Here is a 23969-nt window from a genome sequence, read left to right on the forward strand (position 1 = left end):
CAAGCACATTACAAGGCGCTACTGTACGGCAGAATATTCGAGCGCAGCATTTTCTGCGTACCCAGGCCGTAGTTGGAACTCAGGCCGCGTAACTCGAAGTTAAAGCCAATCACGTTATCGTATTTGCTCTGATTGTTTTCACTGTTCCAGCCGTTAAGCTTACGTTCGTAGCCGAGACGCAGCGCGTAACAGCAGGAGTTATATTGCAGACCAACCATCTGGTCAGCAGCTTTATTGGCGTTAGTATCGAAGTAGTAAGCGCCTACGATTGACCAGCGGTCGGCGATTGGCCAACTCGCTGCGCCACCCACCTGCGAAATACCGTCTTTATACTGCTCGGCAGTACCATAGTTCGGTAGCGTCGCCTGAATATATTCCGGGCTGGCATAACGATAGGTCAACTGCACCATACGATCTTCATCCCGGCGATACTCAATCGCCGCCGTACTGTTGGCGATATTGTCGAGACGGGTGTCATATTGGACGCCGCCGCGCAGACCCCAACGATCGGTCATACGCCAGTAGGTGTCACCAGCCCAAATCAGCGAACCTGTCTTGTTATCTTTCTCCCACTTAATATTGTCATCGCCCGTGCGAGACTCGGTGAAATAGTAGATTTGACCAACAGAAACGTTAAAACGTTCAACGGCAGCGTCATCATAAACGCGCGATGTGACCCCGGTCGTTAACTGGTTCGCTGAGGCGATGCGGTCAAGGCCGCCGTAGGTACGATCGCGGAACAGGCCGCTATAGTCAGATTGCAGTAACGAGGAGTCGTAGTTATTGATGTTGCTCTGGTCGCGATAAGGCACGTACAGGTACTGCATACGTGGCTCCAGCGTCTGGGTATAGCCATCCGCCAGAAGTGCCATATTGCGTTCGAAGATCAGCTTACCGTCCATTTTGAACTGCGGAAGCGTACGGTTTACGGATTCCTCAAGATGGGCGTTGTTGCTGGTATTGTAATCATCAATATTTTTTTGCTGATAATGGGTCGCCATCAGCTTGGCTTCCGTATTCAGGCTTGCCCAGTCATTCGACCATGGCAAGTTGATAACGGGCTCCAGGTGAACACGGGTGGCTTCCGGCATATTAGAATTGGTGTTCACAAAATGCACGGCCTGGCCATAAATACGAGTGTCGAACGGACCCACGTCATTCTGGTACCAGTTAACGTCCAGCTGAGGTTCGGCGCCATAGGTACTTGCCGTCTGGCTGGAGAATACCTGGAACTGTTTGTTGGTTACCGTCGCATCGAAGTTCTGAACCGCGTAGCCAACGCTGAAAATCTGTGTGGCATAACCATCGGTACTCGAACCGTATTTGGATGAGAAATCATTGAAGTAGTTCGGGTCACTGACTTTGGTGTAGTTGACGTTGAAACGCCAGACCTTGTCCATCACCCCGGAATGCTGCCAGAAATACATCCAGCGGTGCTTATCGCCTTCGGTTGGATGCTCGTCCTGGAAAACTTTATCCGACGGCAGATAATCCAGCTCCATCAGACCCGCACCAGCCTGGGTCAGATAGCGGAACTCGTTCTCCCACATGATGTTGCCGCGCTTGTGGATATAGTGCGGCGTGATCGTCGCATCCATGTTTGGCGCGATGTTCCAGTAATACGGCAGGTAGAACTCAAAGTAGTTCGTGGTGCTGTATTTGGCATTCGGGATCAGGAAACCGGAGCGACGTTTGTCACCCACGGGAAGCTGCAGATAAGGGCTATAGAATATGGGCACCGGACCCAGCTTGAAGCGGGCGTTCCAGATCTCTGCGACCTGTTCTTCGCGGTCATGGATAACCTCGCTCCCGACCACGCTCCAGGTATTTGAACCCGGCAGACATGACGTGAACGTACCGTTTTCCAGGATCGTATAGCGGTTTTCACCGCGCTGTTTCATCAGGTCTGCGTCACCGCGCCCCTGGCGACCCACCATCTGGTAATCACCTTTCCAGACGTTGGTATCTTTCGTATTCAGGTTTGACCAGGCTTTCGGACCTTTCAGGATGACCTGATTGTCGTCATAGTGCACATTACCCAGCGCATCCACCGTTCGTACCGGCTCGGCCGCACCTTCCGGTTGTTTCTGGTGCAGCTGCACTTCATCTGCCTGCAGGCGGCTATTGCCCTGGTTAATATCGACATTGCCCGTAAACGTGGCATTGTCAGGGTAAGTCCCTTTTGAACTGTCGGCAGTAATAGTTACCGGCAAGCTATTTGTATCGCCACTCACCAGTGGGCGATTATAACTTGGGACGCCAAGCATACACTGCGAGGCGAGATCGGCCGCCAGACCCTGTTGACTGTACAGGGCGGAGCCAATCATTGTGGCCAGGAGGGTGGGGATACGTTTTTTCATACGTTGTATTTTATTGTTCCGTCATCAGTGGCTACGGCTTATAAACGCTCAGAGACTATCTTACTCATCTGCGCAGTACCAGCGTTAATCCTGCCCGTTTGCGTGCCAGAGTGTTAGGCTCGCTATCGAATGACGAGTATGATAAAGCAAATTATAGGCGATGTCCTTCAATTGACCGTGACTTGAACACAGTGATGATGACGTTGCGTCGGCAAGGAATATGACTATCCGGGGAGTATATGCAGTATTGGGGTAAAATAATCGGCGTTGCGTTCGCCATCATCATGGGTGCCGGGTTCTGGGGAATTGTGCTGGGGCTTATTATTGGCCATATGTTTGATAAGGCGCGCAGCCGCAAAATGGCCTGGTTTGCCAATCAGCGCGAGCGTCAGTCACTCTTTTTCTCCACCACCTTTGAGGTCATGGGGCACTTAACCAAATCCAAAGGGCGTGTCACAGAAGCCGATATTCAGATTGCCAGCGTTTTTATGGATCGCATGAACCTGCACGGCGACTCCCGTCTGGAAGCGCAAAATGCGTTTCGCATCGGGAAATCCGATAACTATCCGCTTCGCGAAAAAATGCGTCAGTTCCGCAGCATCTGTTTTGGACGTTTTGATTTAATTCGGATGTTTCTGGAAATTCAAATCCAGGCGGCCTTCGCGGACGGTTCACTACACCCTAATGAACGTGACGTGCTGTACGTCATTGCGGAAGAGCTGGGCATCTCCCGTATGCAGTTCGACCAGTTCCTGCGCATGATGCAGGGCGGGGCACAGTTTGGCGGTGGCTATCACCAGCAGTCGTCCGGCGGTGCCTGGCAGCAGGCGCAGCGTGGTCCGACGCTGGAAGATGCCTGCAATGTGCTTGGCGTTAAGCCCTCTGACGATCAGACCACAATTAAACGTGCCTATCGTAAGCTCATGAGCGAACATCATCCGGATAAACTGGTCGCGAAAGGCTTACCGCCAGAAATGATGGAGATGGCGAAGCAAAAAGCGCAGGAAATTCAGAAAGCGTACGAACTGATTAAAGAGAAGAAAGGTTTCAAATAGAAAAAGCCCGACGATGTCGGTTTTTTTTTTAGAAGTCCACCGGGGCTTTAAACGTCATCGCGTTACCGAAGGCCGGATGGGTGATGGTGAGCGTCTGCGCGTGCAGCTGCAGACGTGGCGCTAAGGCCAGCGCTTCAGGCGGCGCGTAAAACCTGTCGCCCAGAATCGGATGACCCAGCGCAAGCATATGCACGCGCAGCTGATGCGAGCGTCCGGTAATCGGCTTTAGCAGGACGCGCGCGGTATTATCCGGCGCGTACTCAAGCACTTCATACTCGGTCTGCGCGGCCTTGCCGGTTTCATAACACACCTTCTGCTTTGGCCGGTTCGGCCAGTCGCAGATCAGCGGTAAATCCACCAGCCCTTCGCCCTGCGCCGGGTGACCCCAGACGCGGGCGACATACTGCTTCTTCGGCTCGCGCTCGCGGAACTGGCGCTTCAGCTCGCGTTCCGCCGCTTTGTTCAGCGCCACCACAATCACGCCGCTGGTCGCCATGTCCAGGCGATGGACAGACTCCGCCTGAGGATAATCACGCTGAATGCGCGTCATCACGCTGTCTTTGTGCTCGTCCAGACGCCCCGGCACGGACAACAGCCCGCTGGGCTTGTTGACCACCATAATGTGTTCATCCTGATACAGAATGACCAGCCAGGGATCCTGCGGCGGATTGTACGGCTCCATCACCATCTTGCGCTCCGTTTACTGATGCGTCACAACGATAAGACGCAGGGCATCCAGGCGCCAGCTTGCCTGATCCAGGCTTTCCAGCACCTGCTGACGGTTGCTTTCAATCGCCGCCAGCTCGTCGTCACGGATGTTCGGGTTCACGGCCTTCAACGCCTCCAGACGCGACAGCTCTGCAGACAGTTTCTCGTCGGCTTCACTGCGCGCGGCGTCAATCAGCGCTCTGGCCGCTTTTTCAATCTGGGTTTCACCCTGCTGGAGAATGGTATGCACGTCCTGCTGGACCGCGTTAACCAGCTTGCTGCCGGTATGGCGGTTCACCGCGCTCAGCTGTCGGTTGAAGCTCTCGAATTCAACCTGTCCCGCCAGGTTCGTACCGTTTTTGTCCAGCAGCAGGCGGACAGGCGTTGGCGGCAGGAAGCGGTTGAGCTGCAGCTGTTTCGGCGCCTGCGCTTCCACAACGTAGATCAGCTCCAGCAGCAGGGTACCCACCGGCAGCGCCTTGTTCTTCAACAGGGAGATGGTGCTGCTGCCGGTATCGCCGGAGAGGATCAGGTCCAGCCCGTTACGGATCAGCGGGTGTTCCCAGGTGATAAACTGGGCATCTTCGCGGGACAGCGCCACATCACGCTCGAAGGTGATGGTACAGCCATCTTCCGGCAGGCCCGGGAAATCCGGAACCAGCATGTGATCGGACGGGGTCAGGACAATCAGGTTCTCGCCGCGGTCGTCCTGGTTGATGCCGACGATGTCGAACAGGTTCATGGAGAAGCTGATCAGACTGGTGTCATCATCTTGTTCTTCAATGCTTTCGGCAAGCGCCTGCGCTTTTTCACCGCCGTTGGAGTGGATCTCAAGCAGGCGGTCGCGGCCCTGTTCCAGCTGCGCTTTTAGCGCGTCGTGCTTCTCACGACAGGACTTAATCAGCTCGTCAAAGCCGTCGGTGTTTTCCGGCGCGGCCAGGTAGCCGATCAGATCGCCATGCACCTGATCGTAAATGGTGCGGCCCGTCGGGCAGGTATGTTCAAACGCGTCCAGACCTTCGTGGAACCAGCGCACCAGCACGGACTGGGCCGTTTTTTCCAGATATGGCACGTGGATCTGAATATCATGGGCCTGACCGATACGGTCCAGACGGCCGATACGCTGCTCCAGCAGATCGGGGTTGAACGGCAGATCGAACATCACCAGGTTGCTGGCGAACTGGAAGTTACGGCCTTCAGAACCGATTTCAGAGCACAGCATAACCTGAGCGCCGCTGTCCTCTTCGGCAAACCACGCTGCGGCGCGGTCGCGTTCAACGATGGACATGCCTTCGTGGAACACGGCGGCGCGAATGCCTTCGCGCTCGCGCAGGACCTGCTCCAGCTGCAGCGCGGTGGCCGCCTTGGCGCAGATCACCAGCACCTTCTGGGAACGGTGCGCGGTCAGGTAGCCCATCAGCCACTCTACGCGCGGATCGAAGTTCCACCAGGTGCCGGTATCGCCTTCAAATTCCTGGTAGATTTGTTCCGGGTAGAGCATGTCGCGAGCGCGCTCTTCCTGCGTTTTGCGCGCGCCCATAATGCCGGAAACTTTAATGGCCGTCTGATATTGCGTCGGCAGCGGCAGCTTGATGGTGTGCAGCTCGCGTTTCGGGAAGCCTTTGACGCCGTTACGGGTGTTACGGAACAGCACGCGACTGGTGCCGTGGCGATCCATCAGCATGTCGATAAGTTCTTTACGCGCGGATTCCGCGTTTTCGCTGTCGCTGTTAGCGGCCTGCAGCAGCGGCTCGATATCCTGCTCGCCAATCAGATCGCTCAGGGTGTTGAGTTCATCATCAGAAAGACGCTTGCCCGCCAGCAGCAGCGCGACGGCATCCGCAACCGGACGGTAGTTATTCTGTTCTTCCACAAACTGCCCGAAGTCGTGGAAACGGTTTGGATCGAGCAGGCGCAGACGGGCGAAGTGGCTTTCCAGACCCAGCTGTTCCGGCGTTGCGGTCAGCAGCAGGACGCCAGGCACGCGCTCGGCAAGCTGCTCGATAGCCATATATTCGCGGCTCGGCGCGTCTTCGCTCCAGACCAGGTGGTGCGCTTCGTCGACCACCATCAGATCCCACTCGGCATCGCACAGGTGCTCTAGACGCTGCTTGCTGCGGCGCACGAAGTCCAGGGAACAGATCACCAGCTGTTCGGTTTCAAACGGGTTGTCCGCATCATGCTGCGCTTCGGCATAGCGTTCGTCGTCGAACAGGGAGAAACGCAGGTTAAAGCGGCGCAGCATTTCAACCAGCCACTGGTGCTGCAGGGTTTCTGGCACCACAATCAGCACGCGTTCGGCAGCGCCGGAAAGCAGCTGTTGATGCAGGATCATGCCCGCTTCAATGGTTTTACCCAGCCCCACCTCATCTGCCAGCAGCACGCGCGGCGCGTGACGACGGCCCACGTCATGGGCGATGTTCAACTGGTGGGGGATCAGGCTGGTGCGCTGGCCGCGCAGACCGCTCCACGGCATGCGGTACTGTTCACTCTGGAACTTACGCGCGCGATAGCGCAGGGAGAAGCGATCCATACGGTCGATTTGCCCGGCAAACAGGCGGTCCTGCGGCTTGCTGAACACCAGCTTGCTGTCGAGCAACACTTCACGCAGGATGACATTTGACTCGTCGGTGTCCAGGCGAGTCCCGATGTAGGCGAGCAGTCCATTCTCTTCTTTTACGTCTTCAATCTTGAGCTGCCAGCCGTCATGGCTGGTCACGGTGTCACCCGGATTAAACATCACGCGGGTTACAGGGGAGTCATTGCGAGCGTACAGACGGTTTTCACCGGTGGCAGGGAAGAGGAGGGTAACCATACGCGTATCGATTGCTACGACGGTTCCTAATCCAAGTTCGCTTTCTGTATCGCTGATCCAGCGTTGACCAAGTGTAAAAGGCATAGTTGTTCGGCTCTAATCTTTAATTGCAGGCAATAGTTCGACTACCGTCAGAAAAAACGGTCATCGAAAAATGGGTCCGGGAATGGAAAGGGCGCTATGGTACTGGATGGCAGCCATTTCGTCACGCGTCAAAATAGGCCAAGTTGCCCTGTAACCAGTGTAGCAAAATCATCGTCGATGAAGGGCAAAATTCCGTCGGCAACCGGCTGAAGCTGACGCGTCAGATAGTGTTCATAATCCAGAGGCGAGTGCTGATAATCCACCGGTTCCGGGCCGTTAATCGTCCAGACGTATTTGATGGTCCCCCGGTTCTGATACTGCGGCGCGCGGCCGCGGCGGACGTTTTCTTCATCTGCCAGACGCGCGGCGCGGACGTGAGGAGGAACGTTACGCTGGTACTGCGCCAGCGGACGGCGCAGACGCTTGCGGTACACCAGCTGCGCGTCAAGTTCGCCCGCCATCAGGCTGGCTATCGTCTCGCGCACGTAGTCCTGATACGGCTCATTGCGGAATACCCGCAGATAAAGCGTCTGCTGGAACTGCTGCGCCAGCGGCGTCCAGTCGGTACGTACCGTCTCCAGCCCTTTAAAGACCATCCGCTGCGCGTCGCCTTCCTGAATTAGCCCGGCGTAGCGCTTCTTGCTGCCCTGATCGGTACCGCGGATGGTGGGCATTAAAAAGCGGGCAAAATGGGTTTCAAATTCAAGCTCCAGCGCGCTGGTTAAGCGCGCTTTCTGCAGATGTTCCTGCCACCAGTCGTTCACGAAGGCAACCAGCGCTTTGCCGATTTGCGCGGCATCGTCTTCGGAATGCGCACCCTTAAGCCATACAAAGGTGGAGTCCGTGTCGCCGTAGATGACGTCATAGCCCCGGGACTCAATCAGCGCTTTAGTCTGGCGCATGATCTCGTGTCCGCGCATGGTGATCGACGACGCCAGACGCGGGTCAAAGAAGCGGCAGGCGCTGGTGCCCAGCACGCCGTAAAAGGCGTTCATGATGATTTTCAGCGCCTGCGATAGCGGCTTGTTGCCGTGGCGCTTGGCCTCATCGCGGCCGTGCCAGATGTTTCCCACGATTTCAGGCAGGCAGTGTTTTTCCCGCGAAAAACGTGCGCCGAGGAAGCCTTCGGTGCTGTGCTCATCATCCGGCTGGGCCAGGCCTTCCACCAGCCCGACGGGGTCGATCAGGAAGGTGCGAATTATCGACGGGTAGAGGCTTTTGTAGTCCAGCACCAGAACGGAGTCATACAATCCTGGCCGGGAGTCCATGACATATCCGCCGGGGCTGGCCTGCGGCGGCACGTCCCCAAGGTTGGGGGCGACGTATCCTGCCCGGTGCATCCGCGGAAAATAGAGGTGGCTGAAAGCCGCCACGGAGCCGCCGTGTCTGTCAGCTGCCAGGCCGTTCACCGTCGCGCGCTCCAGCAGGAACGGCATAATCTCGGTTTTATGGAATATCTGCGTGACCAGCTCGCAGTCTTTCAGGTTATAGGTGGCGAGCGCGGGCTTGTCTTCGTTAAAGCGCCGGTCGATCTCGTCCATTCTGTCCCAGGGGTTGTCGATGGATTTACCTTCACCAAGCAGCTCCTGCGCAACCGCTTCGAGGGAGAATGAAGAGAAGTTCCAGAATGCGGATTTCAGCGCCTCAATGCCGTCGATAATCAGGCGACCGTTCGCCTGGGCGAAGAAGACGCCGTTCTTAAAACCGTGCTCGCGCCATTCCAGCTCGCTGTTGCCGCGGCCAAGCATCAGCGGAATGCGGTAACGCTCGGCGTGCTTTTGCAGCACGCGCAGATCGAACTGCACCACGTTCCAGCCGATCAGGACGTCGGGATCGTAGTCGGCAAACCACTGGTTAAGCTTCTCCAGCAGCTGCGGGCGGCTGTTGACGTACTCAAGCCGGAAATCCAGCGCGGAGGCATTACCATTCGGCGGCCCGAGCATATAGACAACCCGATCGCCGCAGCCTTCCAGGCCAATGCAGTACAGTTCGCCGTGGCGGGTGGTTTCGATATCCAGTGATACCCACTTCAGCGGCGGGCGGTAGTGCGGGTTCGGCTTCAGCCGCGCGTTAACGAGGCTGCCGTTATGCGCGGTGCCGTCCACCCAGACGGGCGCGGTAATAAACCGCTCCATCAGAAAGCGTTCCGGTGGGCGGATATCCGCTTCGTAGAGCGTCACGTCTGCTTCGCGCAGCAGTTTTTCATAGCGCATCAGCTGACGATGGGCGCGACAGTAGAGGCCGTAAACCGGCTGACGGTGGAAATCTTTCAGCTCAAGCGGAGTGATGCGCCAGCCGCTTTCGCCGCGCAGCAGCTCTTTCACTTTTTCGACGTGCGCTTCCGGAATAAAAGCCACGGATTCCTGCGGCGGGAGCGTAACGTGCAGCGGACCGTTATCCGTCGCCAGCCAGAACGCGACCTCGGTGCCCTGAGGGGTATCCCGCCAGTGTCGGGTTAGTAAAAAGCCTTCTTGCGCCTGCGCCACGCCGTTATCCCAGAAAACAAAACCAGGCCTGATTATAGCCTGGTTAAGATTTTAATGCTGGGTTTATATACAGTTTACTGCCCGTAGTAGGCCTTCGCGCCGTGCTTGCGCAGGTAATGCTTATCCAGCAGGGTTTGCTGCATATCCGGCAGCTGCGGCGCCAGCTGGCGACAGAAGATCCCCATATAGGCGATCTCTTCAAGCACGATGGCGTTATGCACCGCGTCTTCTGCGTTTTTCCCCCAGGCAAACGGGCCGTGGGAGTGCACCAGCACGCCGGGCATTTGCGCCGCGTCGATTCCCCGTTTTTCGAAGGTTTCAACGATCACGTTGCCGGTTTCCCACTCATACTCGCCGTTGATTTCTGCATCGGTCATCAGACGCGTGCAGGGAATGGTGCCGTAGAAGTAGTCCGCGTGGGTGGTGCCGGTCGCCGGGATGGACTGGCCCGCCTGCGCCCAGATGGTGGCATGGCGTGAATGGGTATGCACGATACCGCCGATGGTCGGGAATGAGCGGTACAGCAGGCGGTGGGTCGGCGTATCGGAGGACGGTTTTTTGTTTCCTTCCACAACTTCACCTGTTTCGATGCTGACCACGACCATATCCTCTGCGGTCATCACCGTGTAATCCACGCCCGAAGGCTTGATCACGAATACCCCTTTTTCCCGGTCAACGGCGCTGACGTTGCCCCAGGTCAGGGTCACCAGGTTATGCTTTGGAAGCGCCAGGTTGGCTTCAAGTACCTGACGTTTGAGATCTTCTAACATGGTTGTCTCCCTGCCCGGCGAGCGCAGCGCCACCGGGCATTACGTGCTTTAGCGTTTTGAACCGTAATAGACTTCGTTCCAGCGCAGCGCGTCCTTGAAGGCGGGCAGGCGGGTATCGTTATCAATGACGGTCAGTTCGATATCGTGCAGCTCGGCAAACTGACGCATGTCGTTCAGATCCAGCGCGTGGCTGAAGACGGTGTGGTGCGCGCCACCTGCGAGGATCCAGGCTTCTGAAGCGGTCGGCAGATCCGGCTGTGCTTTCCACAGGGCGTTGGCGACCGGCAGTTTCGGTAGAGAATGTGGGGTTTCAACCGCATCGACGCAGTTCACCAGCAGGCGGAAACGATCGCCGAGATCGATCAGGCTGGCGTTGATGGCCGGGCCCGTGCGGGTGTTGAAGATCAGACGCGCCGGATCGGCTTTACCGCCAATACCGAGGTACTGCACGTCCAGGATCGGTTTTTCCTCTACCGCGATGGAAGGGCAGACTTCCAGCATGTGCGAGCCGAGCACCAGGTCGTTGCCGTTTTCGAAGTGGTAGGTGTAGTCCTCCATAAAGGAGGTGCCGCCCAGCAGACCGGTCGACATCACCTTCATGATGCGAAGCAGAGCGGCAGTTTTCCAGTCGCCCTCGCCCGCAAAGCCGTAGCCCTGCTGCATCAGACGTTGTACCGCCAGGCCCGGAAGCTGTTTCAGGCCGTGGAGGTCTTCAAAGGTGGTGGTAAAAGCGTGGAAGCCGCCCTGTTCCAGGAAGCGCTTCATGCCCAGCTCGATGCGCGCCGCGTCCAGCACGTTCTGGCGCTTATCGCCGTTGATTTGTGCCGCAGGCGTCAGGCGGTAGCTGCTTTCGTACTCGTCCACCAGCGCGCTCACGTCGCCGTCGCTGATTTCATTCACCACCTGCACCAGGTCGCCCACGGCCCAGGTATTTACGGAGAAGCCGAACTTGATCTGCGCGGCCACTTTGTCGCCGTCGGTGACCGCCACTTCACGCATGTTGTCGCCGAAACGCACCACTTTCAGGTGGCGGGTATCCTGCTTAGAGACCGCCTGGCGCATCCAGGAGCCGATACGTTGTTGCGCTTTGCCATCCTGCCAGTGGCCGGTGACCACCGCATGCTGCTGACGCATACGCGCGCCGATGAAGCCGAACTCGCGGCCGCCGTGCGCGGTCTGGTTCAGGTTCATAAAGTCCATGTCGATGCTGTCCCACGGCAGGGAGGCGTTGAACTGGGTGTGGAACTGCAGCAGCGGTTTGTTGAGGATAGACAGGCCGTTGATCCACATTTTTGCGGGGGAGAAGGTGTGCAGCCACACCACCAGACCGGCGCATTTATCGTCGTAGTTGGCGTCGCGGCAGATGTGAGTGATTTCGTCCGGCGTTGTGCCCAGCGGTTTCAGCACCAGTTTGCACGGCAGCTTGGCTTCCGCATTCAGCGCGTTAACGACGTGCTCCGCGTGTTTTGTCACCTGCTGCAGCGCTTCCGGTCCGTACAGATGCTGGCTGCCAATCACAAACCACACTTCATAGTTATTAAAAATGGTCATCATCGTGTCCTTAATGGGTCAGGGTTGCCGTAGTGTCCGCGGTGCTTTTGGCCGGGGCGGCGACAGGGAGATAGTGAAGTTCGGCGCTTTTTGCCCATTGCTGGTAGCGCTGATAAAGCTGTTCAAAGCGTTGTGCCTGCTGGGCACGCGGCTGGAGCGTATTTTCGACAGCGCTCGCCATATGCTGCTGCGCGGTCGGGATATCCGCATGGACCCCTGCGGCCACGGCGGCAAAAATCGCCGCGCCCAGCGCGCAGCACTGATCGGAGGCCACAATCTGAAGCGGACGGTTCAGCACGTCGCAGCAGGCCTGCATGATCACCGGGTTTTTACGGGCAATACCGCCCAGAGCCATCACGTTATTCACGTCGATGCCCTGCCCGGTGAAGCACTCCATAATCGCGCGGGCGCCGAAGGCCGTTGCGGCAATCAGGCCGCCGAACAGCGCAGGCGCGTCGGTTGCCAGGTTGAGATCCGCGATCACCCCTTTCAGACGCTGGTTGGCGAACGGCGTACGACGGCCGTTAAACCAGTCCAGCACCACCGGGAGGTGATCGAGAGAAGGATTTTTTGCCCAGGCTTCGGTGAGCTGCGGCAGGAGCTGCTTTTTGCTCTCGGCTATCTGTGTTTTCAGTTCAGGATGCGCCGCCGCCAGCTGGTCCAGCGGCCAGCCCAGCACGCGGCCAAACCAGGCGTAGATATCGCCAAACGCGGACTGACCGGCTTCAAGGCCGATGAAGTCCGGCACCACGCTGCCGTCAACCTGTCCGCAGATGCCTTTCACCGCACGGTCGCCGACGGTGGCTTTATCCGCCGTCAGGATGTCGCAGGTGGAAGTCCCGATGACTTTGACCAGCGTGTTTGGCTGTGCGCCCGCGCCCACGGCGCCCATATGGCAGTCAAAGGCGCCGCCAGAGATCGCCACGTTCTGCGGCAGACCGAGGCGCGTTGCCCACTCTTCGCAGAGGGTGCCGACGGGAACATCGGCGGTGAAGGTGTCGGTAAACAGCGGGTATGTCAGGCTCTTGTTGATAATCGGGTCGAGTTCATCAAAGAACGCGGCAGGCGGCAGGCCGCCCCAGCTTTCATGCCACAGGGATTTATGCCCGGCGCTGCAGCGACCGCGGCGGATATCCTGCGGGCGGGTGGTGCCGGAGAGCAGGGCAGGCACCCAGTCGCACAGTTCAACCCATGACGCGGCAGCCTGCGCAACGGAGTCGTCGGCACGGGTGACGTGGAGGATCTTGGCCCAGAACCATTCGCTGGAGTAAATCCCGCCGATGTAGCGCGAGTAGTCTGTTTTGCCGGGCTGATGGCATAAGCGCGTAATGGCTTCGGCCTCTTCCACGGCGGTGTGGTCTTTCCACAGCACGAACATGGCGTTCGGGTTGTCGGCAAACTCCGGGCGCAGCGCCAGCACGCGTCCTTCGGCATCCACAGGGGCTGGCGTGGAGCCGGTGCTGTCGACGCCAATCCCCACAATCTCAGCTCGCTGGGCGTCAGTCAGTTCGGCCAGGACGGTTTTGATCGCCGCTTCCATCGACTCGATATAGTCACGCGGGTGGTGGCGGAACTGGTTGTTCGGCGCATCACAGTAGCGCCCCTCTTGCCAGCGCGGGTACCACTCAACGCTGGTTGCTATCTCCTGGCCGGACGTACAGTCCACTGCCAGCGCGCGAACCGAATCGCTGCCAAAATCGAGGCCAATCGCAATTGCCATGGTGTTGCTCCATCGAAAAAACAGGTATGGAAGAACATTAGAGACTGGGGGAAAAAGTCGTCAGGCAGGATCCGCTAATCTTATGGACTAAATTGCTGTTACAACGGAAAGTGTGACGCCGTGCAAATATTCAATGTGGACATTTCTGCCGCAGTTATAGACACTTTTGTTACTGGTTATCTGCTTGCTCTGGCGAAGAAATCAGGGGGAAAGGCTGAAACATGGCGGACGTAAAAGCGGCGTGATGCTTTTTAGATCTTTACGCGGGCCATTTTTAAGCTGCTTTTAGTGATATGGACAATTGGTTTCCTTCAGGACCCTTGGGAGAACTGAATCTATGGCCGAAACGCAAAACGATCCCCTGCTGCCGGGATACTCGTTTAACGCGCACCTTGTGGCGGGACTGACCCCTATCGAGGCTGAGGGATATCTCGACTTTTACGTCGACCGACCGCTTGGGATGAAAGGGTATATCCTCAACCTCACCGTGCGAGGGGAAGGAATCATCAAGAACGGTGACCAGCAGTTTGTCTGCCGCCCGGGGGATATCCTGCTGTTCCCGCCGGGTGAGATCCACCACTATGGCCGTCATCCTGATGCCAAAGAGTGGTATCACCAGTGGGTTTACTTCCGTCCGCGCGCCTACTGGCAGGAGTGGCTTTCCTGGCCAGCAATTTTTGCGCACACCGGTTTTTATCGCCCGGACGAGGTTCATCTTGCGCAGTTTCGCGAGCTTTTTGCCCAGATTATCGAGGCGGGGCAGGCCGGTGGTCGCTATGCCGAACTGCTGGCGATAAACCTCCTTGAACAGCTGCTGCTGCGACGGATGGAGGCGATTAACGAGTCGCTTAACCCGCCGCTGGATAACCGCGTGCGTGACGCCTGCCAGTACATCAGCGACCACCTGGCCGATAGCCAGTTTGATATCGCCAGCGTTGCTCAGCACGTCTGCCTGTCGCCGTCGCGGCTGTCGCATCTGTTCCGCCAGCAGCTGGGCGTCAGCGTATTGAGCTGGCGTGAAGATCAGCGCATCAGCCAGGCGAAACTGTTGCTCAGCACCACCCGGATGCCCATTGCCACCGTGGGGCGCAACGTGGGCTTTGAGGACCAGCTCTATTTCTCCCGGGTATTTAAAAAATGCACCGGTGCCAGCCCGAGTGAATTCCGCGCGGGATGTGAATAATCGGTAAAAAAAGATAAACAAACAGGTGAATGCGGAAAGCAACCTGTAAACTATTCAGACAATTGTTGCCTTGACGCGGTGCGGGGCGCTAAGCAGAATCGCTGATTCGTTTTCTGACCGGAATAGTTATGCAGGCATTGCTGGAACACTTTATTACCCAGTCCGTTATGTACTCGCTCATCGCCGTGGCGCTGGTGGCGTTTCTGGAATCACTGGCGCTCGTCGGGTTAATCCTGCCCGGCACCGTAATGATGGCAGGGCTTGGTGCGCTGATTGGCAGCGGCGAGGTTAATTTCTGGCAGGCGTGGCTGGCCGGGATTATCGGCTGCCTGCTTGGCGACTGGATCTCCTTCTGGCTGGGCTGGCGCTTTAAAAAGCCGCTGCACCGCTGGTCGTTCATGAAAAAGAACAAAGCCTTGCTGGATAAAACCGAGCATGCGCTGCATCAGCACAGCATGTTTACTATCCTCGTCGGGCGCTTTGTCGGGCCAACGCGTCCGCTGGTGCCGATGGTGGCCGGGATGCTGGATCTGCCCGTCGCGAAATTCGTGGTGCCGAACATTATCGGCTGCGTCTTCTGGCCGCCGTTCTACTTCCTGCCGGGGATCCTCGCAGGCGCGGCCATCGATATTCCTGACGGTATGCAAAGCGGTGAGTTTAAGTGGTTGCTGCTGGGCACGGCGCTGCTGCTGTGGCTGGCGGTCTGGCTCTGCTGGCGACTGTGGCGCAGCGCGAAAGCCAGTGTCGATCGCCTGACGCGCTACCTCCCGCGTACTCGCCTGCTCTGGCTGGCCCCGCTGACGCTGGGTGTGGCTGCGGTAGCCCTGGTCGCGCTGATTCGTCACCCGCTGATGCCGGTGTACGGTGAGATTTTATTAAAAGTGGTCAGTCGTTAAGGACTATTGCCCTCTCCCAGTGGCAGAGGGCCGGGGTGAGGGCATCAGACCGCACGAATGCCCAACAGTGAAGACGCCCCCGCTTGACCACTGAGCAGCTCTTCCGTCTTCCCATCCCATGCAATCCGCCCTTCGGCAACGACCACCGATCTCGGCGCAATCCGTGCTGCATCCTCAATACTGTGCGAAACCATCAGCATCGTCAGCTGCTGGCGCTGGCAGACCTCCTGCACCAGGGCGAGCATCTCCTGACGCAGCGCGGGATCGAGCGCCGAGAAGGGCTCATCCAGCAGCAGAAGCGGCTGCTCGCGCACCAGACAACGCGCCAGCGCCACGCGCTGACGCTGGCCGCCGGAGAGCTCGCCCGGCAGCCTGTCGATAAATTCGGTGATCCCCATCTGTCCGGCAATCACTTCAAGTTTTTCGCGTTGGGCATCGTTAAGCCTGAGCCCCGGATGCATTCCCAGCGCGATGTTTTGCCGCACCGTCAGATGGGTGAAGAGGTTATTTTCCTGAAACAGCATCGACACAGGACGTTTAGCCGGAGGGGCGTTGGTGAAATCACGATTATCGATGGCTATCGACCCGCTGGCAGGTTGCAGAAAGCCGGCGATCAAATTGAGCAAGGTGCTTTTCCCGGCACCGCTTGGGCCAAGCACCGCAATCCGCTCGCCCTGCTGAACGGAGAGCGTGAAGCGCATCGGCAGATGCTGATAGAGCCAGGTTACATCAGTCAGTTTTAACATCACGCCCCGGGAGTTTTTCGATAACGGTAAATAAGGCAAAGCACAGCAGCAGCAGTAACAGCGCGGTAACCGCGCCATCCTGACTGCGGTAAGAGCCGATTTGCTGATAAAGCCAGTACGGCAGCGTGCGGAAATCGTCATTGCCGAACAGCGCCACGACGCCAAAGTCTCCAATAGAGAGCACGCAGGCAAACGCCAGCGCCTGCGCCAGCGGGCGTTTTAGCGCGCGCAGTTCGACTACCTTCAGCCGCTGCCAGCCCTGCATGCCCAGCGACTGACACAGCAAACCGTAGCGGCTGTTGACGTCGCGCATCGGGTTTTCCAGCACCTTGAGCGCGTAGGGGATGGCCATTAAGGCGTTGGTGAAAATCACAATGCCATCGGCCCTTTCCGGCAGGCCGAAGGTGCTGTTAAACAGTAAAAAGAAGCCCGTCGCCAGCACGATGCCCGGCATCGCCAGGATCAGCATGCCCGTCAGCTCCAGCATTTGTCCGGCTTTTTGCGCCTGGCGGGCGTAGAGCTCACGGCTGCTCCACAGCAGCATCATAGTCAGGAGGACGCACAGTAATCCGGCAGCGAGGGCGATACGCAGCGAGGTCCAGGTGGCCTGCCAGAGAACGGGCTGTTGCAGGACTGCCATGAGATTGAGGTTCAGTCCGTCAACAATAACGGCCATCAGCGGCGGCAGCAGTAGCAGAAGCGCCAGCGCGATCAGGATAAAATCACTGATGCGGCTGTGCAGGCTGTCCTGCGGATCGCGCCAGCCGGTTATTTGATGACTACCTGCGGGAATGGCTTTACTCAGCCGCTGGCTCAGCAGCACCAGCGCAAGACAGCACGCCATCTGCACCATCGCCAGCAGCGCGGCGCGACCGGGATCGTAGTCGTAACTCAGCGCCTGGTAAATCGCCAGCTCAATGGTGGTGGCCTGCGGCCCGCCGCCGAGTGACAGCACGGTGGCAAAGCTGGCAAAGCAGAGCATGAAGATTAACGCCGCCACGGGCGGGAGCTGGCGGCGCAGCCACGGCCATTCGACAAAGCGGAAGAACGACACGCCGCGCATGCCGAGCTGGGCGGCAATCTGACGCTGTTCGCCGGGAATATTTTCCAGCGCCTGCAAAAAGAGGCGCGTTGCCATCGGCATATTGAAAAATACGTGCGCCAGCAGAATGCCCTGCAGTCCGTAAGGCGAGAATGACCATTCCAGACCAAGCTGACCGAACAGTGAAGCCAGCCAGCCCTGACGACCGTAAACGCTCAGAATACCAAATACCGCCACCAGCACGGGCAGGATCAGCGTCATGGCGCACAGGCGCAGCAGGGCCTGCCTGCCGGGAAATCGCCGTCGATACAGAGCGCGTGCCAGAAAAATAGCCGGGATCACCGACAGCAGGGCAGAAAGAGACGCCTGCCAGAAGGAGAACCGGATAACGTGCCAGAGGTAGCTGTCGTGCCAGAGGGCGAGCAGGTCGCTCTCTGGCGCGTTAAACCACAATGCAAGAAAAGCCCCCAGGCTGACCGCTACCATCACGGCGGCGGCGAGCAGCCCGGGAAGTAACCAGCCGGGAATCAACGGCTGACGGCGCGTTGCCATTCGCTTACCCATGCTGCACGCTGCGCGGCGACCTGCTGCGGCGTAAACTCCAGCGAGGTTTTCGGTTTGGTCAACTGCTCGAAACCTGCGGGCAGCGCAACGTTAGTAACCGGATACATCCAGTTGCCCGCTGGAATGGCGTTCTGGAACGCCGGTGAAACCATAAACTTCAGGAACTTCTCGGCCAGCTCCGGCTGTTTGCTGGCAGCGGTACGCGCGGCCACTTCCACCTGCAGATAGTGCCCTTCCGCAAAATCTGCGGCTGCATAGTTGTCTTTCTTCTCGGCGATAATGTGGTAGGCCGGGGAGGTGGTGTAGCTCAGCACCAGGTCGCTTTCGCCTTTGAGGAACAGGCCGTAGGCTTCGCTCCAGCCTTTGGTCACGGTGACGGTTTTGGCGGCCAGCTTCTGCCATGCTTCCGGTGCTTTATCCCCGTAGACCTTTTGCATCCATAGCAGCAGGCCCAGGCCCGGCGTGCTGGTCCGCGGATCTTCGTAAATTACGCGCCACTTCTGGTCGCTTTCCACCAGCTCTTTCAGGCTTTTTGGCGGGTTTTTCAGCTTATTTTTGTCGTAAACAAAAGCAAAGTAGCCGTAGTCGAACGGCACAAAGGTGTCGTTCTTCCAGCCGCCCGGCACGTTAACGGCATCTCCCGCGACGCCGCTTTTGGCAAACAGTTTGGTTTGCGAGGCGGCTTCCAGCAGGTTGTTATCCAGCCCGAGCACCACGTCGGCTTTACTGTTTTTTCCTTCCATGCGCAGACGGTTGAGCAGCGACACGCCATCTTCAAGCGCCACGAACTTCAGCTCGCAGTTGCAGTCCGCTTCAAAGGCTTTTTTGACAACCGGGCCAGGGCCCCAGTCGGCAGAGAAGGAGTCGTAGGTGTAGACCGTCAGGACGGGCTTGGCAAAAGCAGGCAGCGCGAACAGCGCCAGCAGGGGGAGAACTTTTTTTAACACTTTGCACCTCAGGGTTGAGTGGCAAAGGATTTTGAGCGACAGCCTCAAATCCCTTCGCCGGCGTTATCCGGATCAGGTTCGACGGGTATTATCTCAGCGCACATCTGTGATGCAGCACCCCGTTGAGAACGGCGCTATTGTAATGATTTGGTGAATATTACGAAAGCGTTATGGCTCCGGGGGCGCAAACCAGGCGGATTTAAAATCAAACCAGCCCAGGGTGTTCATCCGCAGGCCGCGCATGCTGCGCTGGCCCTGGATCATCAGCCAGTGGTGGATCAGCGGGACGATCGCCTGCTCGGCCAGCAGCTGCTGGCACCAAACGGCAAGGTTCATCTCGCCCGATCGCCACAGGGCGGCGTCCTGCTGCCAGTCCCGATCGATGCAGTGCTGGATCAGCGGTACTTCATACAGATGTGAAAATAATGAAAAATCGAGCGGCAGGGTAAAATTAGCGCTGTTGAGCCAGATATCGCTGGCGATCTCTCCCTGATGCCATTCGTCATAGTCCACTTCTCTTACCTCTAACTTGACCCCCTCGGCTGCCAGCAGGCGGGTCATGATCCTCGCGATAAAACGATGCTCCACGTGCTCGCGGTAGTAGGTCAGGGTGATGGACTCCAGCCCTGCGGGTTTGTCGCAGTGCGACGGCCGGGCGTGGTGCCAGCGCGGAAGCAGGCCGTAGGCCGGAAACCAGTATGTCTGGTACTGCTCTTCCGCATGGTAGATCAGATTGGAAGGGGACAGCACGTGGCTGATCCACTTGCGGACGCCCTGGTTTGCCCCGCGGTGGGTACGGCGGTCAAACAGGAGATAGTAGCATCCTTCCTCCAGGCGGCTCTCCACGGCCTTTTCTCCGGTGGTGGGGCCTTCAAGCGTCAGACCGCAGCTCAGGTCTTCATTGAGGTCAGGCAATACCCACACGTTCACTTCGTCGATCAGCGCCCGATAGCCAAAGTAGTCATCGAACGCGCGGATTTTCAGCTGGTTGCTGTTATTGCGGGACACGGAGTAGGGCCCGGTGCCAATCGGCAGGCTGGCAAAATTGTTCAATGATTCCCACTCGCCGGGCAAAATCATCGACGGTACATAGCCCAGCAGCCAGGGAAGCCACTTGTCCTGCTGCGACAGCTCAATGTCCAGCGTCCAGGCCGTGGGGGAGTGGATGCGCGAAATATGCGAGTAGAGCGGCAGCCTGCGGGCGCGTTCCAGAGAGGCGATGACGTCGTGCATCTCCAGCTCGCGGCCGTGGTGAAAGTGGATGCCGGGGCGTAAGAAGAAGCGCCAGTGGCGCGGGGAAAGCTGCTGCCAGTGATGGGCAATATCCGCCTCCAGTTCCCCGTTTTCCTCATTTATGCGCGTCAGGCCGCTGAAGATTTGTCGGGCCATGTGGGTTTCCGAGCGGCGTAACGCCGTGCCGGGCAACAGATTTTTCATCGGACGGTAGTAGAGCACCCGCAGAATGTGTCGGCCCTGACGAAAGCTGCGTCCGAGATGGGAGACCAGCATCTGGCGCACGGCGGCCTTGTCGCCCACCAGCTGGACCAGCTGATCGATGCGGTCCTGTTCGAGCAGATCTTCTGCGCGCTGCTGCTGCAACGCCAGTCCGGTATACAGGAAGGTCAGCCGCGAACGTTTGCCGCGTCCCGCTTCCGCTTCCCAGCTTAACCACCCCTGCTGCTGCATGGTGTTGAGCAGCGTGCGCATATGACGGCGGGAACAGCTAAGCAGGTCCGCCAGCTCGTTGAGCGTGGTCTCCTGCGATTGTCCCTCGCAGCACTGCCAGAGGCGGATAAACTGTTGTTGCAGACGACCGGAAGGCATAAAAGGGGAACTCCTGACAAAAAACCAGCAATTTATTTATCCCTATATTAGGCCAATAATTCTCCTCGATGAAGCGAGGAGGTAAATTATGAAGAGGTCTACCGCACGTCAGTTTTATCAGCAGTACTTTTCAGCGACAAAAGGATCGTCCTGGCTGGCCCGCCGGTGTGCAGAGCAACGGCTGAAAACGTTAGAAGAATTGATGCAGTGGGACGTTACGACACCGACCTCTTCCCGCTAACTCGCCTCGATCATGTGTGACTGAGTATTGGTGCTTATCACCCGCCAGCAAAATGTTTTTGCTGGCTTTTTTCGTTTACTATTCACCCAATTTCGATTCGCTTTCACAAGGACTTGCGCATGCTGTGGTTGATGACGATGGGGCGACGCCTGAACGGCGTGTATGCCGCTTTTATGCTGGTGGCCTTTATGATGGGCGTGGCAGGGGCGCTTCAGGCGCCGACGCTGAGCCTGTTTCTCAGCCGCGAGGTGGGGGCTCAGCCGTTTTGGGTCGGCCTGTTTTATACCGTCAATGCCATTGCCGGGATCCTGGTCAGCCTCGCGCTGGCGAAACGATCGGACAGCCAGGGCGATCGCCGCAAGCTGATCCTCTTTTGCTGCGCCATGGCCGTGGGTAACGCGCTGCTCTTTGCCTTCAATCGTCATTATCTGACGCTCATTACCTGCGGCGTGCTGCTGGCGTCGCTGGCGAACACCGCTATGCCGCAGCTGTTTGCCCTGGCCCGTGAATATGCGGATAACTCCGCGCGGGAAGTGGTGATGTTCAGCTCGGTGATGCGTGCCCAGCTCTCGCTGGCGTGGGTCATTGGTCCGCCGCTGGCCTTTATGCTGGCGTTGAACTATGGCTTTACCACCATGTTCTCCATTGCGGCAGGGATTTTTGTCATCAGCCTGGCGCTGATAGCCTTCGCACTGCCGTCCGTGGCCCGCGTCGAACAGGCGACGGATAAACCTGTTACCCAGGTGAGCGGCTGGCAGGACAAGAACGTCCGCATGTTGTTTATTGCCTCGACGCTGATGTGGACCTGCAACACCATGTACATTATTGATATGCCGCTGTGGATCAGCAGCGATCTGGGCTTACCGGACAAGCTCGCAGGGATCTTAATGGGAACCGCCGCCGGGCTGGAAATTCCGGCGATGATTCTGGCGGGCTATTACGTTAAGCGCTTTGGAAAGCGTCGGATGATGATCGTCGCCGTGGCGGCCGGGGTACTGTTCTACGCGGGGTTGATCCTTTTCCATTCGCGTGAAGCGTTGCTGGCGCTGCAGCTGTTTAACGCCGTGTTTATTGGAATTGTTGCCGGGATCGGCATGCTCTGGTTCCAGGATCTGATGCCCGGCCGTGCAGGCTCGGCAACGACGCTTTTTACCAACAGTATTTCAACCGGCGTGATCCTGGCGGGCGTGATTCAGGGGGCGCTGGCGCAAAGCTATGGCCATGCGTCGGTCTACTGGATGATTGCGGCGCTATCCGTCGTGACGCTCCTGCTGACCTGCCGCGTAAAAGACGTGTGATCGGATGAGTGAAACGGAGCCCGGGAGCACCGGGCTCTGCGAACCGTTTTATTCGGAATACTGATATTTACGCTGCGCGCGTAGCGTCAAGTACATATGAACGAGGCCCATGAAACCGTGTGCCCAGAAATATGTCTCAATAAAAACTGTCAGGAATTTATGCAAATCTAAGACGGATTCCGTGACGGACGAAACCGGCCCAAGCGTGGCGTTCAGCACGAACCAGGCCGCGCCGCAGAGTGCAACGCCCAGCAGCGCCAGCACACCCAGACCTTGCACCGTTGCCGCCATACCGCCAGCATGCGCGTCAGGTAATTGACGCTGCGCGAGGGTGCGAATATCTTCAACGATTCCACGAAAATCCAGCGCCAGCCAGGCGTAGTAATACTTAAATCCGCGCTGGGTTAACATCCATGCCATCATGGCAATACCACAAAAAATTAAACCAAACCCTGAGATAACATGGATCCAGGTGACAATTCCGTTCAGTCCGGATTCGTGGAGGGCCTCGCTTTCGGTGAAATTAGAATTGATAATTTGGGCCAGCACCAGTATGGCTACAAGAATGTGCAGTACGCGAAGAAAAGGCGTTTCTTTATGGGGAAGCGTATTACGTAGCGTTGGGTTCATCGCTTTTTACCTCAATAATGAGAGAGCTGATGCGATGCAGTGTGACGCAGATTAATTAACGAAACCTTAACGATGAGTAGCGTCACACTGTATTTATGCGTTCCGATTAGTGGGCAGGATCAATATGCGTCATCACGTTCAGCACATTGAATTTTTGCATCACGTTGTTTCTGGCATTGACGGCAATCTGATGCCCTTCTTTTACGCTTAATTTGCCGTTCACTTCCAGATGGACATCGACAAGGGCTAAATCGCCCATCTTGCGGGTTTTTAAATCATGGAGTCCGGTGACGCCTTCGGTTGAGAGAAGACACGTTTTGATATCGTGCTCCAGCCCGGGTTCAAGCGAACGGTCCATCAGGTCGTGCAGGGCATCGGCAGAGAATTTGTAACCCATATGGGCGATGAACACTCCGACAATCAGGGCCGCAATCAGGTCCATTGCGTGAAAACCCACTAAATTCCCGGCAATACCGATGGCGACAACCACTGACGACGCTGCGTCAGAACGGGCATGCCAGGCATTGGCTATCAGCAGCGAGGACTGAATACGTTTTCCCGTGGCAAACATGTATCTGAACAGACTCTCCTTCACCACCAGCGCCAGTATCGCCACCCACAAAGCGGCCCCTTTTACTATCTGATGCGTCTCGGGATTAAGCAGTTTATTGCCAGCGGACCAGAGCATCCCGACCCCCACGAGCAGCAGAATAGCGCCAATAATAAGCTTTGCACCGTTTTCGAAACGCAGATGACCGTAATGATGATCGATATCAGAGGCTTTCTGACTCTTTTTATTCGCAATCAGAACGACAAAGTCAGAAGATAAATCGGAAAGAGAATGAATCCCATCAGCAATTAATCCCTGTGAACCGGAGAATATTCCTGCAACTATCTGAAAGCAGGTGAGTAAAATATTTATTATCACGCTTACTAATGTGCATTTGTGTATTTCCCGAGAACGGATATGAGACTCATTGCCATTTTTCTTTTTCATGATAATTTCCGCTACCAACTGATTGAGCGATTATTCTGCGCAGGGAACATTA

Annotated in this window: 18 protein-coding genes and 1 riboswitch; of the genes, 5 read left to right on the forward strand and 13 right to left on the reverse strand. The window is 57.3% G+C overall.

What is annotated here, in order from left to right; translation table 11 throughout:
- Positions 1–8 precede the first annotated feature (8 nt).
- A complete protein-coding gene (lptD, locus tag USH94_RS09435) occupies positions 9–2360 on the reverse strand; it encodes an LPS assembly protein LptD (protein ID WP_111964063.1) in 2352 nt (783 codons plus the stop codon).
- A 239-nt stretch (positions 2361–2599) separates the two neighbouring features.
- Between lptD and djlA the strand changes: the two genes are divergently transcribed.
- On the forward strand, positions 2600–3415 hold the full coding sequence (djlA, locus tag USH94_RS09440; RefSeq protein WP_008502016.1) for a co-chaperone DjlA: 816 nt from the start codon (positions 2600–2602) through the stop codon (positions 3413–3415).
- 28 nt (positions 3416–3443) lie between these two features.
- Here djlA and rluA read toward each other — a convergent pair whose 3' ends face one another.
- From rluA to araB, 6 genes are all read right to left on the reverse strand, one after another.
- A complete protein-coding gene (gene rluA, locus USH94_RS09445; RefSeq protein ID WP_111964062.1) occupies positions 3444–4103 on the reverse strand; it encodes a bifunctional tRNA pseudouridine(32) synthase/23S rRNA pseudouridine(746) synthase RluA in 660 nt (219 codons plus the stop codon).
- A 12-nt stretch (positions 4104–4115) separates the two neighbouring features.
- Positions 4116–7022: an RNA polymerase-associated protein RapA gene (rapA, locus tag USH94_RS09450; protein ID WP_111964061.1), complete on the reverse strand. Its 2907-nt coding sequence runs from the start codon at positions 7020–7022 to the stop codon at positions 4116–4118.
- A gap of 128 nt (positions 7023–7150) precedes the next feature.
- Positions 7151–9508 carry a DNA polymerase II gene (polB, locus tag USH94_RS09455; RefSeq protein WP_111964060.1) on the reverse strand — a complete coding sequence of 786 codons (2358 nt, stop codon included), beginning with the start codon at positions 9506–9508 and terminating at the stop codon, positions 7151–7153.
- A gap of 74 nt (positions 9509–9582) precedes the next feature.
- On the reverse strand, positions 9583–10278 hold the full coding sequence (araD, locus tag USH94_RS09460) for an L-ribulose-5-phosphate 4-epimerase (protein WP_111964059.1): 696 nt from the start codon (positions 10276–10278) through the stop codon (positions 9583–9585).
- A gap of 48 nt (positions 10279–10326) precedes the next feature.
- Positions 10327–11829, reverse strand: a complete 1503-nt coding sequence (gene araA, locus USH94_RS09465) for an L-arabinose isomerase (protein WP_111964058.1) — start codon at positions 11827–11829, stop codon at positions 10327–10329.
- A 10-nt stretch (positions 11830–11839) separates the two neighbouring features.
- On the reverse strand, positions 11840–13549 hold the full coding sequence (gene araB, locus USH94_RS09470; protein WP_111964057.1) for a ribulokinase: 1710 nt from the start codon (positions 13547–13549) through the stop codon (positions 11840–11842).
- Positions 13550–13886: 337 nt separating this feature from the next.
- Here araB and araC point away from each other — a divergent pair, with 337 nt between their 5' ends.
- Both araC and USH94_RS09480 read left to right on the forward strand, forming a co-directional pair.
- Positions 13887–14732: an arabinose operon transcriptional regulator AraC gene (gene araC / locus USH94_RS09475; RefSeq protein ID WP_023310373.1), complete on the forward strand. Its 846-nt coding sequence runs from the start codon at positions 13887–13889 to the stop codon at positions 14730–14732.
- Between the two features lie 128 nt (positions 14733–14860).
- Positions 14861–15628 carry a DedA family protein gene (locus USH94_RS09480; protein ID WP_111964056.1) on the forward strand — a complete coding sequence of 256 codons (768 nt, stop codon included), beginning with the start codon at positions 14861–14863 and terminating at the stop codon, positions 15626–15628.
- 44 nt (positions 15629–15672) lie between these two features.
- Here USH94_RS09480 and thiQ read toward each other — a convergent pair whose 3' ends face one another.
- The 4 genes from thiQ to sgrR form a co-directional block, all read right to left on the reverse strand.
- Complete coding sequence (thiQ, locus tag USH94_RS09485) at positions 15673–16374, reverse strand: thiamine ABC transporter ATP-binding protein ThiQ (protein WP_111964055.1); 702 nt, start codon at positions 16372–16374, stop codon at positions 15673–15675.
- Complete coding sequence (thiP, locus tag USH94_RS09490; protein ID WP_111964054.1) at positions 16358–17968, reverse strand: thiamine/thiamine pyrophosphate ABC transporter permease ThiP; 1611 nt, start codon at positions 17966–17968, stop codon at positions 16358–16360. The genes thiQ and thiP overlap by 17 nt, the downstream gene beginning before the upstream one ends.
- Complete coding sequence (thiB, locus tag USH94_RS09495) at positions 17944–18927, reverse strand: thiamine ABC transporter substrate binding subunit (RefSeq protein WP_111964053.1); 984 nt, start codon at positions 18925–18927, stop codon at positions 17944–17946. Before thiB ends, thiP begins: the two co-directional genes overlap by 25 nt.
- 31 nt (positions 18928–18958) lie before the next feature.
- A riboswitch (TPP riboswitch) is annotated at positions 18959–19059 on the reverse strand.
- 36 nt (positions 19060–19095) lie between these two features.
- Positions 19096–20751 (reverse strand): HTH-type transcriptional regulator SgrR, encoded by a 1656-nt coding sequence (gene sgrR / locus USH94_RS09500; RefSeq protein ID WP_111964052.1) that lies wholly within the window; start codon positions 20749–20751, stop codon positions 19096–19098.
- Positions 20752–20839: 88 nt separating this feature from the next.
- Here sgrR and sgrT point away from each other — a divergent pair, with 88 nt between their 5' ends.
- Positions 20840–20992, forward strand: coding sequence for a glucose uptake inhibitor SgrT (gene sgrT, locus USH94_RS09505; protein WP_023334488.1), 153 nt, complete (start codon positions 20840–20842; stop codon positions 20990–20992).
- A 119-nt stretch (positions 20993–21111) separates the two neighbouring features.
- The gene (locus USH94_RS09510) at positions 21112–22290 is read left to right on the forward strand and encodes a sugar efflux transporter (protein WP_111964051.1); all 1179 of its coding nucleotides are present in this window, start codon (positions 21112–21114) and stop codon (positions 22288–22290) included.
- 48 nt (positions 22291–22338) lie between these two features.
- On the opposite strand, the gene USH94_RS09515 is transcribed toward USH94_RS09510, so the two are convergent.
- Positions 22339–22920: a cytochrome b/b6 domain-containing protein gene (locus USH94_RS09515; protein ID WP_111964050.1), complete on the reverse strand. Its 582-nt coding sequence runs from the start codon at positions 22918–22920 to the stop codon at positions 22339–22341.
- A 106-nt stretch (positions 22921–23026) separates the two neighbouring features.
- Complete coding sequence (locus USH94_RS09520) at positions 23027–23917, reverse strand: cation diffusion facilitator family transporter (RefSeq protein ID WP_111964049.1); 891 nt, start codon at positions 23915–23917, stop codon at positions 23027–23029.
- Positions 23918–23969: the final 52 nt, after the last annotated feature.

Source organism: Enterobacter sp. 148H3 (assembly GCF_034107425.1).
Taxonomy (GTDB): Bacteria; Pseudomonadota; Gammaproteobacteria; order Enterobacterales; family Enterobacteriaceae; genus Enterobacter; species Enterobacter vonholyi.